General features: G+C 73.5%; 15 protein-coding genes. 8 read left to right on the forward strand and 7 right to left on the reverse strand.

Going from position 1 to position 14,152, the window contains the following annotated elements; translation table 11 throughout:
- Positions 1–18 precede the first annotated feature (18 nt).
- From AC5L3Z_RS03235 to AC5L3Z_RS03255, 5 genes are all read right to left on the reverse strand, one after another.
- Complete coding sequence (locus tag AC5L3Z_RS03235) at positions 19–315, reverse strand: DUF1540 domain-containing protein (protein ID WP_494839326.1); 297 nt, start codon at positions 313–315, stop codon at positions 19–21.
- Between the two features lie 73 nt (positions 316–388).
- Positions 389–838: an Rv0361 family membrane protein gene (locus AC5L3Z_RS03240; RefSeq protein ID WP_494839328.1), complete on the reverse strand. Its 450-nt coding sequence runs from the start codon at positions 836–838 to the stop codon at positions 389–391.
- A 46-nt stretch (positions 839–884) separates the two neighbouring features.
- A complete protein-coding gene (locus tag AC5L3Z_RS03245) occupies positions 885–1,808 on the reverse strand; it encodes a polysaccharide deacetylase family protein (protein ID WP_494839329.1) in 924 nt (307 codons plus the stop codon).
- Between the two features lie 68 nt (positions 1,809–1,876).
- The gene (locus tag AC5L3Z_RS03250; RefSeq protein ID WP_494839331.1) at positions 1,877–2,308 is read right to left on the reverse strand and encodes an MmyB family transcriptional regulator; all 432 of its coding nucleotides are present in this window, start codon (positions 2,306–2,308) and stop codon (positions 1,877–1,879) included.
- 83 nt (positions 2,309–2,391) lie between these two features.
- A complete protein-coding gene (locus tag AC5L3Z_RS03255) occupies positions 2,392–3,009 on the reverse strand; it encodes a DUF4126 domain-containing protein (RefSeq protein WP_494839333.1) in 618 nt (205 codons plus the stop codon).
- Positions 3,010–3,080: 71 nt separating this feature from the next.
- On the opposite strand from AC5L3Z_RS03255, the gene nucS reads away from it, so the two are divergent.
- The gene (nucS, locus tag AC5L3Z_RS03260; protein WP_334526477.1) at positions 3,081–3,740 is read left to right on the forward strand and encodes an endonuclease NucS; all 660 of its coding nucleotides are present in this window, start codon (positions 3,081–3,083) and stop codon (positions 3,738–3,740) included.
- Between the two features lie 12 nt (positions 3,741–3,752).
- Here nucS and AC5L3Z_RS03265 read toward each other — a convergent pair whose 3' ends face one another.
- Positions 3,753–5,252 (reverse strand): aldehyde dehydrogenase family protein, encoded by a 1,500-nt coding sequence (locus tag AC5L3Z_RS03265; RefSeq protein ID WP_494839335.1) that lies wholly within the window; start codon positions 5,250–5,252, stop codon positions 3,753–3,755.
- 198 nt (positions 5,253–5,450) lie between these two features.
- On the opposite strand from AC5L3Z_RS03265, the gene AC5L3Z_RS03270 reads away from it, so the two are divergent.
- From AC5L3Z_RS03270 to AC5L3Z_RS03300, 7 genes are all read left to right on the forward strand, one after another.
- Complete coding sequence (locus AC5L3Z_RS03270) at positions 5,451–5,921, forward strand: FHA domain-containing protein (protein WP_494839337.1); 471 nt, start codon at positions 5,451–5,453, stop codon at positions 5,919–5,921.
- Positions 5,922–6,057: 136 nt separating this feature from the next.
- Entirely contained in the window at positions 6,058–7,122 is a 1,065-nt protein-coding gene (locus AC5L3Z_RS03275; protein ID WP_494839338.1) for an alpha/beta hydrolase, read from the forward strand.
- A 122-nt stretch (positions 7,123–7,244) separates the two neighbouring features.
- A complete protein-coding gene (locus AC5L3Z_RS03280) occupies positions 7,245–9,035 on the forward strand; it encodes a 3-hydroxyacyl-CoA dehydrogenase family protein (protein ID WP_494839340.1) in 1,791 nt (596 codons plus the stop codon).
- Positions 9,036–9,076: 41 nt separating this feature from the next.
- Entirely contained in the window at positions 9,077–9,571 is a 495-nt protein-coding gene (locus tag AC5L3Z_RS03285; protein ID WP_494839342.1) for a SigE family RNA polymerase sigma factor, read from the forward strand.
- Entirely contained in the window at positions 9,568–10,605 is a 1,038-nt protein-coding gene (locus tag AC5L3Z_RS03290) for a hypothetical protein (protein WP_494839344.1), read from the forward strand. The genes AC5L3Z_RS03285 and AC5L3Z_RS03290 overlap by 4 nt, the downstream gene beginning before the upstream one ends.
- 16 nt (positions 10,606–10,621) lie before the next feature.
- On the forward strand, positions 10,622–10,948 hold the full coding sequence (locus tag AC5L3Z_RS03295) for an Rv1322 family protein (RefSeq protein ID WP_494839345.1): 327 nt from the start codon (positions 10,622–10,624) through the stop codon (positions 10,946–10,948).
- A gap of 65 nt (positions 10,949–11,013) precedes the next feature.
- A complete protein-coding gene (locus tag AC5L3Z_RS03300; RefSeq protein ID WP_334614745.1) occupies positions 11,014–11,814 on the forward strand; it encodes an alpha/beta hydrolase in 801 nt (266 codons plus the stop codon).
- Between the two features lie 26 nt (positions 11,815–11,840).
- Here AC5L3Z_RS03300 and AC5L3Z_RS03305 read toward each other — a convergent pair whose 3' ends face one another.
- Positions 11,841–14,045 carry a hypothetical protein gene (locus tag AC5L3Z_RS03305; protein ID WP_494839347.1) on the reverse strand — a complete coding sequence of 735 codons (2,205 nt, stop codon included), beginning with the start codon at positions 14,043–14,045 and terminating at the stop codon, positions 11,841–11,843.
- Positions 14,046–14,152 lie beyond the last annotated feature (107 nt).

Below are 14,152 nucleotides of genomic sequence, written 5' to 3' on the forward strand. Positions count from 1 at the left end.
TCGTGCGGGCGGGCGTGGTCAGCGGCTCTGGTACGTCACACAGTCGGCCATGTCCTCGTCCGGGGCGACGGTGATCGCCGGGGCGTGGCACTCCAGCTCCGAGTTGTGCCGGCAGTCCGACCGGCTGCACGCGCCGACCTGGGCGATGAGCTGCTCGATCCCGCCTCGCACCGGCAGCTCGACGAAGGTGTGGCAGCGGGCGCGGTCGCTGCTGCCGACGGTGATGGCGAAGGCGTGGCAGTCGTTGGTGCGGTTGTAGGCGCAGGACACGACCGTGCACTCCTGTACCCGAGGCATCTCGATTGCTGCGGTCATGACGGCCTCCCTCTCGGCTTCTGTCCCGATGGTAGGCATCTGCCCCGGTTCGGCGCGGTGTTCGGGCGGACGGTCACCCGCACAGGCGCCAGGTCCCGTCCTCCTTGACCAGAGTCAGCAGCCGGGTGCTCTCGCCGCCGGTCTCCGTCGTCAGCCGTACGGTGGCGGTGCCCCGGACCCGGCCGTTGGTGTTGTTCACGGTCAGCCCCGCGACGTCGTAGTCGACCAGGCGGGGCTCCGCCGCCTGCCGCCGGGCGAAGTCGGCCGGCGGCGTCCGCTCGCGCTCCTCGCGGCAGAGCAGCTCGTACGCCCGCTGGTGGTCGCCGGCCCGGACCGCGTCCAGGTAGCTCGTCGTGGCCTCCCGGACCGGACCGACCGCCTCCTTCGCGGCGCCGTAGAGGAAGAAGCCGCCGACGGCGCCGCCGAGGCAGCAGACCGCCAGCACCACGCCCACCACGATCAGCACGATCCGCAGCGTGCGGCGGTTGTCACGCGGGGGCACCGGGATCGGCGGGTAGGTCATGGCCGCAGGCTAGATCGTTCGCGCAAGCCCTCCGCCCACGTCCGGTTCACCGGGCGAGCACCTCGGAGAGCGGGGCGGGCGTTAGGCCCCGCTCCGCCAGCCCCGCCAGGATGTGGGGCAGCGCCTCGTCGGTCATCGCCGCGTTCGCCTCGGTGACGTGCAGGATGATCACCGAGCCGGGCCGGACCTGGCTCAGCACCGCCCGGACGATCGGCTGCCAGGCGGTGGCGAAGGGGTCGCCGCTGACCACGTCACCGTCCACCACGGTCAGCCCGAGCGGCGCCAGCTCGGTTAGCGCCGCCCGGTCGTGGCAGAGGCCGGGAAAGCGGAAGTAGCGGGTCTGCCGGCCGCCGTACCGGCCGATCACCTCGAAGGTCCGCGCCACGTCCCGGGTCATCTCCCGTCGGGGCAGCGGCGTCAGGTGGTAGCAGCGCGGGGTGAACGCCGCGTGCCCGTAGGTGTGGTTGGCCAGTTCGAAGCGCGGGTTGTCGGCCAGCCGGCGGGTCAGCTCCGGGTACTCCTCGACCCACTTGCCGGTGAGGAAGAAGGTGGCCGGCACCCGCTCGCGCTCCAGCAGCTCGACGATCGCCAGGTTCGCGTACGACGGCGGGTGCGGCCGGCGCAGCTGCCGGCGCATGGTGTCGGTCATGTCGGCGTCGAAGGTCAGCGCCACCCTGCCCCCGGTACGGGGTCCGTGGTCGACCACCGGTGGCAGCGTGCCCGGCGTCGTCGCGCCGGGCAGTCCGGAGTCCTCGTCGGGCCGCCCACCGTCGTCGGGCTGCCCGCTCTGCCCGGGGGTCGGCGGTACGGCGGTCCCGCCCGCCGTGGTGGGTCGGAGGCCGGCCGGCGCCTCCGGCACGGCGGCCCTTTCCGGGGTCCGATCGGGTGACGGGCCGACGAGGAGCGCGACGACGGCGGCCAGTGCGAGGGTGGCGGCGGTGAGCAGGACGCGGGAGTTCTTCGCGAGCACCGGATGATCATGGCAGTGGGGACGATCTCGTGGTGGCCCCCGAACGGCCCCTTCCGCCTGACGGCGGGTCAACCAGGTGGGGTGTCGGTGGAGAACCGCTCGTGCCCCAGCACGGCGAGCAGCCGCAGCTTCTCGTGGCCCTCGCTGCGCGGTGGCGCGGTGAGCACGAGCAGCGCCTGGGACTGGTCCTCGGTGAACAGGACCTGGCAGTCCAGCTCGATCGCGCCGAGTTCGGGGTGGATGAGCGTCTTGTGGTCGGCGAAGCGCTGCGCGACCTCGTGCCGCTCCCACAGCTCGGCGAACTCCGGGCTCACCTTCTGCAGCACCCGCACCAGCTCACCGGCGCGCGACCGCGGGCCCATCGACCCGTACGCGGCGCGCAGGTTGGCGACCTGGGCGCGGCTCTGCCGGGGGCGGTCGTCCTCCGGGTAGCGCAGCCGCCGACCCCCACACCAAGTAACCCGCCCCCTCCCCCTTCCCCCACCGAACGCGTCGATCATGAAGTTGACGGGGTGGGGGAGATCCAATCCGCCGCCAACTTCATGATCAACGGGGAGTGGCGGGGGGTGGGGGCGCGCGGGGGTTAGACGCGGAAGCCGGCTGCGCGGGCTGCCTGGCGTTCCCGGCGGCGGTCGGAGCGGCGGCGCAGGAACCAGAAGCCGAAGGCCACCAGCCCCAGCAGGAAGGCCAGCACCAGCACCGGCAGGATGATCGCCACCACGGACATGACCACGCTCGTCGCGTCCTCAGCGGTGCTGGCCACCGGTGCGCCGAAGCCCGCGGTGGTGGCGTTGACAACCGGCCGGGCCGCCGACTTCAGCAGGTGCACGCCGAGCGCGATGACGACGCCGCTCACCACCGGCACCCACTGGTGGGACGAGAAGAAGCTGCCGGGGTCGCTGACCGTGACCGTCTCCGAGCTGGAGCCCGCGCCGAAGGCGAGGCCACCGGCGGTCGGCCGGACCACGGTCTGCACGATGTCGTTGACGTGGTCGACCACCGGCACCTTGTCGGCGACGACCTCGACGGCGAGCAGCACCGCCAGGATGAGGACGACCCAGCCGTTGCCCAGCCACTGCCAGCCGCTCGGTAGGTCGATCAGGTCGGTGTAGCGGGCGAGCAGACCCATGGTGAGCAGGGGAATGTAGGCATTCAGGCCCGCCGAGGCGGCGAGTCCGGTACCGGTGAGGACTTCGAACACGAAATCAGCATCGCACCGGCACGCCAGTGCCGCTCGGTGGCGATGGTCCGGTCCTCGGCTACCCTCGTCGGGTGCGGCTGGTGATTGCGAAGTGCTCGGTGGACTACGTCGGACGGCTCTCGGCTCACCTGCCGCTGGCCACCCGGCTCCTCATGGTGAAGGCGGACGGGTCGGTGTCCATCCACGCCGACGACCGGGCGTACAAGCCACTCAACTGGATGAGCCCGCCGTGCCGCCTCGAGGAGGCCCCGGGCGTCTGGCGGGTGGTCAACAAGGCCGGCGAGGAGCTGCGGATCACCCTGGAGGAGGTCTTCCAGGACACCTCGTACGAGCTGGGCGTCGACCCGGGGCTGCGCAAGGACGGCGTCGAGGCGCACCTGCAGGAGCTGCTCGCCGCCAACCCGGAGACCCTCGGCGAGGGCTTCACCCTGGTCCGGCGGGAGTACATGACCGCGATCGGCCCGGTCGACCTGCTCTGCCGGGACGCCAACTCCCGCGCGGTCGCCGTCGAGGTGAAGCGGCGCGGCGAGATCGACGGGGTGGAGCAGCTCACCCGCTACCTCGAGTTGATGAACCGGGATCCGCTGCTCGCTCCGGTCGCCGGGGTCTTCGCCGCGCAGGAGATCAAGCCGCAGGCCCGGGTGCTCGCCACCGACCGGGGCATCCGCTGCGTGGTGGTCGACTACGACAAGCTGCGCGGCATCGAGCGCGACGAGCTGACCCTCTTCTGAGCCGACGCCCGGTCAGCGCCGGCCGTACATCAGCTTGGCGGCCTTGACCAGGCGGGCGACGTCGGCGGGGGTCCGCTCGAAGGTCATCGAGGGCAGCAGTGACCGGGCCCGCCGCCGGGTGATCGACTTGGCCCGGCCGAACTCGCGCAGCCCGTCCTCGCCGTGGATTCGCCCGAAGCCGGAGTCGCCCACCCCGCCGAACGGCAGCGTGGACATGCCGGCGAAGGTGAGCGTCGAGTTGACCGAGGCCATCCCCGAGCGCAGCCGGCGGGCGATCGCCACCGCCCGCTTCCGGCCGAAGACCGAACCCCCCAGGCCGTACGAGAGCGCGTTGGCCCGGCGTACCGCCTCGTCGGCGTCGCGGACCCGGCTGATGGTGAGCGTCGGACCGAAGGTCTCCTCGCGTACGGCGGCCGAGGACTCCGGCACGTCCACCAGCACGGTCGGGTGCACGTACGGCGGCTGGACCGCCTCCGCCCCGCCCAGGACGGCCCGGCCGCCGGCGGCCAGCGCGTCGTCGATGTGCCGGCGGATCACGTCGAGCTGGGCCGGCATGGTGATCGGTCCGATGTCCGCCCCCTCCGCGCCGACGGTGAGCCGCTCGGCGCGGGCCACCACCTTGCCGACGAAGGCGTCGAAGACCGGCTCGACCGCGTAGACCCGTTCGATGCCGATGCAGGTCTGGCCCGCGTTGGTCAGCGCCCCCCAGACGCACGCCTCGGCGGCGGCGTCCAGGTCGGCGTCCGCGTCCACGATCATCGCGTCCTTGCCGCCCGCCTCCAGCAGCACCGGGGTGAGCGACTCGGCGCAGGCCGCCATCACCTTCTTGGCCGTGGCGGTGGAGCCGGTGAAGGCCAACTTGTCGACCCCCGAGCGGCACAGCGCCGCGCCCACGTCACCGAGCCCGTGCACCGCGGTGAACACCGGCTGCTCCGGCACCACCTCGGCGAAGGCGTCCACCAGCCACTGCCCGACCGCCGGGGTGTACTCGCTGGGCTTGAGGACCACGGCGTTGCCGGCCGCGAGGGCGTACGCGGCGGAACCGATCGGGGTGAAGACCGGATAGTTCCACGGGCCGATCACGCCGACCACCCCGTACGGCTGGTATTCGAGGTGACCGGAGAACTCGGCGAGGATCAGCCGGGAGCGCACCTTGCGGGGACCGAGCACGCGCGGCGCGTTGCGGGCGGCCCAGTCGATGTGTTCGATGGCCGTGAGGATCTCGACGATGGCGTCCGAGACCGGCTTGCCGCCCTCGGCGTGCACCAGCTCGGCGAGCGACTCGATCCGCCGGGCGAGCAGGCTGCGCCAGCGCAGCAGCCGCTCCCGGCGGCCACCGAAGCCCAGCCCGGCCCACCAGTCGCCGGCTGCCCGGGCGCGGTCGACCGCGCGGGCGACGTCGGCCGGAGTGGCGACCGGGAGGCGTCCGGCCTCCTCGCCGGTCGCCGGGCTCGTCGACACCAGTCGACCGTCCTCGATGACCGGGGTTCCCGGGACATGCACAGCCGTCATGGCGGAAGTCTAGACCCGGAGATTACCCACCGGTAGGCCCAGCTAATTCCGGCGACACCGACACGCTCCCGACCGAACCGGTTATCGGGAGTTGACCGGCCGGGGTCGCCGAGGTGGCCGGCCGGGTGGTGAGGTGGGTCCGGTCGAGCTGGCAGGCTGACCCGGGGGGCCATGCCGGGGGTGGGGAGCTGAGAGTCCATGGAGGATCATCCGGAACTTGTCCCGTTGCTGCGGGTGGCGGGCGGACCGATGCGTGGGGCGATCTTCCGGCTCGGCCGGCGGCAGCTCGTGATCGGCCGCGCGCCGAACGCCGAAATCGCCGTACCCGATCCGCACCTGAGCCGCCGGCACGCGGCGGTGCGGGTCTCCGACGCCGGGGTCACCCTGGTCGACCTGGGTTCCACCAACGGGACCTGGCTCAACGACCGGCGGATCCGCGTCGAGGAGTTGCTGTCCGACGGGGACGTCATCCGGATCGGCCGCACCGAGCTGCGCTACTCCGATCCGGGCCTGGCCACCACCGACCCGGTCGGGCTGAGCTTCGCCTCGGGCGGCGTCCGCCGCGACCACCGGCCGACGCTGCCGTTGCCGCTGGCCGCACCCGCGAACGGGCCGACGGAGGCCCTGCCCACGGGTGAGCCGGTGCCGTCCCGGCTCGGCGAGGGCTGACGGCGCTCCACGCGCCCTCCACCGGGCCCCGTCGCCGTGGCCCGCCCACCGGCGGTGCTCCGGCACATCGCGGGGCCGCCGATCGTGGGTGGCCGGCCCATGGACCACCCCGGGGCGTCGTGGCACCATGCCGCGGATGGAGATCGCGCAGCGGACCGTGACGGCGAACGGCATCGGCCAACGGGTCCGGGTGGCCGGGCCCCCGGACGGCACGCCGGTACTGCTGGTGCACGGCAACGCCTCCTCCTCGGCCTTCTGGGAGCCGCTGCTGCGCCGGCTGCCCGCCACGCTCCGGGTGATCGCGCCCGACCTGCGCGGGTACGGCGACACCGACCCCGCCCCGGTGGACGCCACCCGGGGGCTGGCCGACTTCGCCGACGACGTGGCCGCGCTGCTCGACGCCCCCGGGCTCTTCCCCGCCGACGCCCGCCCCGTCGTGGTCGGACACTCCCTCGGCGGGGGAGTGGCGATGCGGCTGCTCGTCGACCATCCGCAGCGGGTCGCGGCGCTGCTGCTGGAGGCGCCGGTCTCGCCGTACGGCTTCGGCGGCACCCGCGACCTGGACGGCACCCCGACCACGCCCGACTTCGCCGGCACCGGGGCCGGCACCGCCAACGCGGACTTCGTGGCCCGGCTCGCCGCCGGTGACCGGGGTGCGGACGCCCCGACCAGCCCCCGCAACGTGCTGCGGGCGACGTACGTGGCCGATCCGGCCACCCTGGCCGAGGACGAGGAGCTGCTGCTGGACAGCGTCCTGTCCACCGCGACCGGCGACGACAACTACCCGGGCACGGCCACCGGCTCGGCGCACTGGCCCGGCACCGCCCCCGGTGGGCGGGGGGTGCTCAACGCGCTCGCCCCGGCCCACTTCCGGATCGCCGACGAGCTGATCGCCGTCGCGGTCAAGCCGCCGGTCACCTGGGTACGCGGCGACGCGGACGTGATCGTCTCCGACACCTCGCTGTTCGACCTGGCGTACCTGGGGTCGCTGGGGATGGCGCCGGGCTGGCCCGGGGAGGCGGACTGCCCGCCGCAGCCGATGGTCGGGCAGACCCGGACGGTGCTGGAGCGGTACGCCGCGGCCGGTGGCACGTACCGGGAGGTGGTGCTCCCCGGCTGTGGGCACAGCCCGCACCTGGAACGGCCGGCCGAGTTCGTCGCGGAGCTGCTGGCCCTCACCGGAGCGCCGGCCACGACCTGACCCTGGCAGGGTGCGTGAAATATCCCACGGCGTCTCGACAACCCGACGTCACGTGGCAGACTCCGGCGCATAACCTTAGCGGCCGTTCAAGTCGGCTGCGGAGCGAACAGGGGAGGCCGGTCGTGGCGCGCGAGTTCACCAGTGTGGGTGTGGTGGGTCTGGGCACCATGGGTGCCGGCATCGTCGAGGTCTTCGCCCGCAACGGCATCAACGTCGTCGCGGTGGAGATCTCCGAGGCCGCCGTGGAGCGCGGCCGGGTCACCCTGACCGGCTCGACCGACCGGGCGGTCGCCAAGGGCAAGCTCGCCGAGGCCGACCGGGACGCCCTGCTCTCCCGGGTCGACTTCCAGGTCGGGCTGGAGGCCCTGCACTCGGTGGACCTGGTGATCGAGGCCGTCCCCGAGCACCTCGACCTGAAGCAGCGGATCTTCGCCGAGCTGGACCGGGTCTGCAAGCCCGAGGCGATCCTGGCCACCAACACCTCCTCGCTCAGCGTCACCGAGATCTCCGTCGCCACCACCCGACCCAACCAGGTCATCGGCATCCACTTCTTCAACCCGGCCCCGGTCATGAAGCTGGTCGAGGTGGTCCGCACGGTGGTCACCTCCGCCGACGTGGTCGCCGACGTCGAGGCGCTCTGCGCGCGGCTGGGCAAGGTCGACGTCACCATCAACGACCGGGCCGGCTTCATCGCCAACGCGCTGCTCTTCGGCTACCTCAACCACGCCGTCAGCATGTTCGAGGGCCGGTACGCCACCCGCGAGGACATCGACGCCGCGATGAAGCTCGGCTGCGGCCTGCCGATGGGCCCGCTCGCCCTGATGGACCTGATCGGCCTCGACACCGCGTACGAGATCCTGGACACCATGTACCGGCGCGGCGGCCGGGACCGCCGGCACGCCCCGGTGCCGCTGATCAAGCAGATGGTCACCGCGGGTCTGCTCGGCCGCAAGTCCGGCCGGGGCTTCTACACCTACGAGCGGCCCGGCTCCCCGGTGGTCGTACCCGACGAGCAGACGCCCGTGACGGCGGAGTCGGCGCTCGCCGACGGCGCCCGCGCGATCGCGAAGGTCGGCGTGGTGGGATCCGGAACGATGGCGACCGGCATCATCGAGGTCTTCGCCAAGGCCGGCTACGAGGTCGTCTCGGTGACCCGGGGCGCGGAGAAGTCCGCCAAGGTCTTCGAGGCGGTCAAGACCTCCCTCAACAAGGGCGTGGTCCGCGGCAAGCTCAGCGAGAGCGACCGGGACGCCGCGCTCGGCCGGATCAACTGGTCCGCCACCCTGGAGCACCTGGCCGACGTCGACCTGGTGGTCGAGGCGGTGGTCGAGGAGCTGAGCGTCAAGAAGGCCCTCTTCGCCAGCCTCGACGAGATCTGCAAGCCCGGTGTCGTGCTCGCCACCACCACCTCGTCGCTGCCGGTGATCGACGTGGCGATGGCGACCCAGCGGCCGGCCGACGTGGTGGGGCTGCACTTCTTCAACCCGGCGCCGATCATGCCGCTGGTCGAGGTGGTGCGGACCATCCGCACCTCGGCGGAGACCACCGCCACCGCCCGCGCGGTCTGCGCCGCGCTCGGCAAGACCGGCGTGGTCTGCGGCGACCGGTCCGGCTTCATCGTCAACGCGCTGCTCTTCCCGTACCTCAACGACGCGGTGAAGATGCTGGAGGCGAGCTACTCCACCGCCGACGACATCGACCACGCGATGAAGCTGGGCTGCGGCTACCCGATGGGCCCGTTCGAACTGCTCGACGTGGTCGGGCTGGACGTGTCGCTGGCCATCCAGCGGGAGCTCTACCTGGAGCTGCGCGAGCCGGGCTTCGCCCCGGCGCCGCTGCTGGAGCACCTGGTGACCGCCGGCTACCTGGGCCGCAAGAGCGGCCGCGGCTTCCGCGACCACACCCGACGCTGACTCCGGTCAACGCCGGACGCCGCTGACGGCGTCCTGAGGATGTGACCTTCGAGGAGTACGTCAGCAGTCGCGGGCCGGCGCTCGTCCGGCTGGCCCGGCTGCTGACGGGGGACGAGCACCGGGCCGAGGATCTCAGCCAGGACGTGCTGGCGCGGGCCTACGTGCACTGGCGCAGGATCGCCCGCGCCGACCGGCCGGACGTCTACGTGCGGCGGATGCTGGTCAACGCCCACACCTCCTGGTGGCGACGGCGGTCGAACCAGGAACGGGCCACCGCCGACTTCGCCGACCGTCCCGGGCGCGACGACCTCGGCGGCGCGGCGGCGGACCGGGACGAGATGTGGCGGCTGATCCGCACGCTGCCCGACCGGCAGCGGGCCGTGCTGGTGCTGCGCTACTACGAGGACCTCGACGACGCGACCATCGCCCAGATCCTCGGCTGCTCGCCGGTCACCGTCCGCACCCACGCGATGCGGGCGCTCACCCACCTCCGGGCGCGCATCGGCGCCCCGACGACGCAGGGGAGCCGGCCGTGACCGACCTGGACCAGCGGATCGCCGCGACGTTGGCGGAGCGCGCCGAGGGCGCGGTGGACACCGACCGGCTGGCCGCCGGGGCGGTCGCCCGGGGCCGGCTGCGCCGCCGTCGTCGCCGGACCGGCGCGGGGATCGCACTGGGACTGGCCGTGGCGGTCGGCCTCGGGCTGCCCGCCGCCCTGCCGGACGCCGCTCCGGACCTCGGGGTCGCCGCCGCGCCGGTGGCCCCGCCCCGGCTCGACGCGACCGCCGGAGCCGCCGCCCGCCCCGACCTGGTCGGCACCGACCCCGAGGTGCTGCACTTCGGGGTCGACCCGGCCCGGGCCCGCCAGCTCACCTGGCGGACCGGTCGGGGGGTCGAGGGCGGCCGGCTCGACCTCGGCGGCGGCCGGCAGGTCGCGGTCGACCTGTCCACCGACGTCGCCGCGGTGGAGCAGTCGACGCACGAGGGCATGACCTACCCGGACGAGCCCGCCACCGCCGCCGACTTCGACGGGCGGGTGCAGCGGGTGCCGTCGCCGGGGCCCGGCGGGCCGCCGGGCTGGTTCCTGCGCTGGCAGCCGACCCCGGGGCTCTTCGCCCGGGTGCACACCGTGGCCGACGACGACAGCGTGCTGCGCGAGGCGGTGGCCGCGCTCCGACTGGACGAGGCGCACCGGTGCGCCTCCCCGCTGCGGCTCACCACGCTGCCGCCGGACGCCCGGCTGGCCGGCTGCGAGGTCAACGCGATCGGCTTTCCGGACTCGCTGGACGTCGTCCTCACCGTCACCCGCCCCGGCGACCAGCGGCTCGACGTGCGGTTGGAGTACCGCGAGGGGATCGCCGGCCTCCGGACCCGGGGAAACCGGACGATCGGCGACCGCCCGGCCCACCTCTCCTCCCTGGGTGAGCTGGAGCTGCTCGGCATCCGCAAGGCGCACCTGATTGCCCGCTTCGGCTGGCCGCAGCCGGGGTTCACCGAGGCGGACGCGGCGACCGTGCTCGGCGGGGCGGTGTTGGCGACGGACCTCACCAGGCCGGAGACCTGGCGGTGACCGTAATCTGGGGGACGTGAGCCCCCGTCGCAACCGTCCCCGCCGCGAGGACACCGACCACCTGGACTCCGCCCGGGTCCGCCAGGGCGTGGAGACGGTCCAGCAGTGGCGCGACGGCGAGTGGCAGGTACGGGGGATCGGCGGCGGAGCGTCCACCAAGACGTACCGATGCCCGGGGTGTGACCAGGAGATCCGCCCGGGCGTGGCGCACCTGGTGGCCTGGCCGGCGGACGGCACCGGTGACCTCACCGACCGGCGGCACTGGCACAGCGGCTGCTGGCGGGCCCGGGACCGGCGGGGCCCGGCGATCCAGCGGGGCCGCAGCGCCCCAAGGTACGGCTGAGCGATCTGGGTCACCCTGTCACGCCCGGGTGGGCGGCAGCAGCGACTTCGCGCCAGACTTGAGCGGTGAGCACACCGATCCGCGCGTCGTCGATCCTGCCCGCCCGCCGGGAGGAGATCGAGCTGCACACCGCCGACGGCCTCCGCCTCGTCGGTGAGCTGGCCCGTCCGCTCGACCGCGAGCCGGTCGGCACGCTGGTCTGCCTGCACCCGCTGCCCACGCACGGCGGAATGATGGACAGCCACGTGTTCCGCAAGGCGGCCTGGCGGCTGCCGGCGCTGGCCGACCTGGCGGTGCTCCGGTTCAACACCCGGGGGACCAGCAGCGTCCGCGGCACCAGCGAGGGCGCCTTCGACAACGCGGTGGGGGAGCGCTTCGACGTCGCCGCCGCGATCGAGTACGCCGAGTTCCACGAGCTGCCGAACATCTGGCTGGTCGGCTGGTCGTTCGGCACCGACCTGACGCTGAAGTTCGGCTGCGACCCGGCGGTGTCCGGGGCGATCCTGCTCTCCCCGCCGCTGCGCTACTCCCAGCCGGGGGACCTCACCATCTGGACGGAGACCGGCAAGCCGCTCACCGCCCTGGTGCCCGAGTTCGACGACTACCTGCGGCCGGCCGAGGCCCGGGAGCGCTTCGCGGCGGTGCCGCACGCCGAGGTGGTCGGGGTCGACGGCGCCAAGCACCTCTGGGTGGGCGACGCCGAGACGGCGCTGAACGAGATCGTGCGGCGGGTCAACCCGGCGGTGCCGCTGCCGCTGCCGACGACCTGGGACGGCCCGATGGAGACCGGCGACGTCAGCGCGTACGCCGACCGTACGGTGGCCTCGTTCGCCGACACGCCGGTACCCGGACCGCAGCGGGACTGACCCGTCGCCGTCGTGCGGGGCGCGGGTCAGTCGGACTCAACGGTGACCGTGCTCGGCTTGGCGCTGCGCTCGTCGGTGGTCGGCTTGGTCGGCCGCTTGCCGTTCTCCCCGGTGCTGGTGATCCTGGTCGGGGTGGCCTCCCGTCCACCGGCGCCGGGCACCGCCGCCACGATCGGCTCGCCGTCGACCCCGGCGCTGGCCGTGGCACCGTCCACCGTGGTCACCGACTCGGCGCCCGGCCGGGACTTCGCGCCCCCGCCGTCCGAGGCGGGCGTGAGAGCGGGCTTGGCGCCCTTCGCGGCGGACGTCACGGTCGACTTCGCGCCGTCGGCGGCGGGCGTCGTCCGGCCCGCGCCGGTGTCGGTGGTCCGGACCGCCTTGCCCCCGTCCACCGCGACGGGCCTGCCACCGTCCACGGCGGCCGGCTTGCCGCCGTCCACGGCGACCGGCTTGCTGCCGGCGACGGGCTTGGCGCCGTTCCCCGAGGTCGGGAGCGGTCGGGCGCCGTCCCCCGCCGGGCCGGCCCCGTCCATCGACGGCACGGCCGCGGTGCCGGTGACCTTGCGGAGCTGGAGTTCGGTGATCTGCCGCTGAAGCTCGTCGAACTCCTGCCGCGCCTGCCAGGTCTCCTGGCGCAGGTCGGCGAGCTGCTGCTGGGCCTGGGCGATCTCCAGCATCACCTGGGCGAGCTGCTGGCGGCCCGCCGCCGCCTCCTGCTGGGTCGCGGCGAGGTGCTGCTGCGTGGTGGCCAGGTGCTGCTGGGTGGTGGCCGCGTACTCCTCGAACTGGCGGCGTGAGGCGGCGACGTGCTCGTCGGCCTTGCGGCGCTTGTCGGCGGCCTCCGTCTCGGCCCGGCTGAGCAGCGTCGCAGCCTCCTCCTCGGCGCGCTGGCGCATGGTCAGCGCGTCCTCCTCGGCGGCCCGGCGGATGCCCGCGGCGCCCTGCTCGATCTCGTCGCGCCGGGCGGTCCACTGGCGTTCCAGCTGGTCGTGCCGGGTCTTGTGCTGCTTCTCCAGCTCCTCGGACCGGGTCCGGTGCTGCTTGTCCAGCTCGTCGCGGCGCTTGGCGAACTCCTGCTCGGCGGTGGCGCGACGCTGGGCCAGCTCCCGGTCGGCGGCCTCGCGCCGGCCGTTGACCTCCTGCTCCACCCCGGCCCGCCAGGCACCCAGCTCCTGCTGCGTCTGCGCGCGGGCGTGCTGCACGTACGCCTCGGTCTCCGACCGCATCCGCTGCACGTACGACTCGGTCTCGGCGCGGTTGCGCTTGGCCGCCTCGGCGGCCTCGGTGGTCAGCCGGTGCGCCTCCTGCCGGGCCCGGCCCCGGGTGGACTTCGCGGCCTCCTCGGCGTCGTCGGTGATCCGCTTCGCCTCCTGGAGGGCCTTGGCATGCGTGGCCCGGCCGGCCTCGGCCGCCGACTCGGTGAGCCGCTTGGCCTCCTGCTGGGCCTTGGCGTGCACCTCCTTGGCCGCCTCGCGCAGCTGGGTCGCCTCCTGCTGGGCCTTGGCCAGCGCCTCCTTGGCCGTGTCGCGCAGCTTGGTGGACTCCTGCTGGGCGCGGGCGTGGATCTCCTTCGCCGTGTCGCGCAGCTGGGTGGCCTCCTGCTGGGCCTTGGCCAGCGCCTCCTGCGCGGCCTTGCGCAGCCGGGTGGACTCGTCCTGCGCGGTGGCACGCAGCTTGGTGGACTCGTCCTGCGCGGTGGCGCGCAGCTTGGCGGCGTCCTCCTTGGCCGACCGCAGCGTGGCTTCCGCCTCGGCCTTGCGGGCGGCGGTGTGCCGCTCCTCTTCGGAGCGTCGGGCGGCCAGCGCGATCTCGAAGTCCTTCAGGGCCTTCGCGGCCTGCTCACGCGCCTCGTCGATGATGTGCTCGGCGGCGCCTCGACGGGCCTCGATCTCCTCGTGGGCGGCGGCCAGGATGGCGTCGGCCTGCTCCTCGGCGAGGCTGAGGATCTGCTCGACCCGGGGCCCGAGGTGTCGGAACGAGGCCCGGTCCACCGCGCCGACCTGCTTACGCACCTGGACCAGATCCCGCTGGAGGTGCTCGACCTGGCCGGCCAGCTTGTGGATCTGCGTGTACGCCTGCTCCCGCTCGGCCGCCAGGGTCGCGATCTCGTGCTCCGCACGAGCGACGTAGCGGTCTACCTGTCGTTTCTCGTACCCCCGCAGAGCGGACTCGAAGCTGGGCTCCGTGGTCACGTCCCCGCCGAGAGCGAACAGTTCCTCGCCGTGCGACATGACCCCATCCTCACACGCATACCGCCCTGCTGGGGCGATACGGACGCCCCTGTTGGGAGCTACTTCACTCGCTTCGGACGAGTTGGTGTCAAGGGGTGGGAAACGGT

Source organism: Micromonospora sp. LZ37 (genome assembly GCF_059359015.1).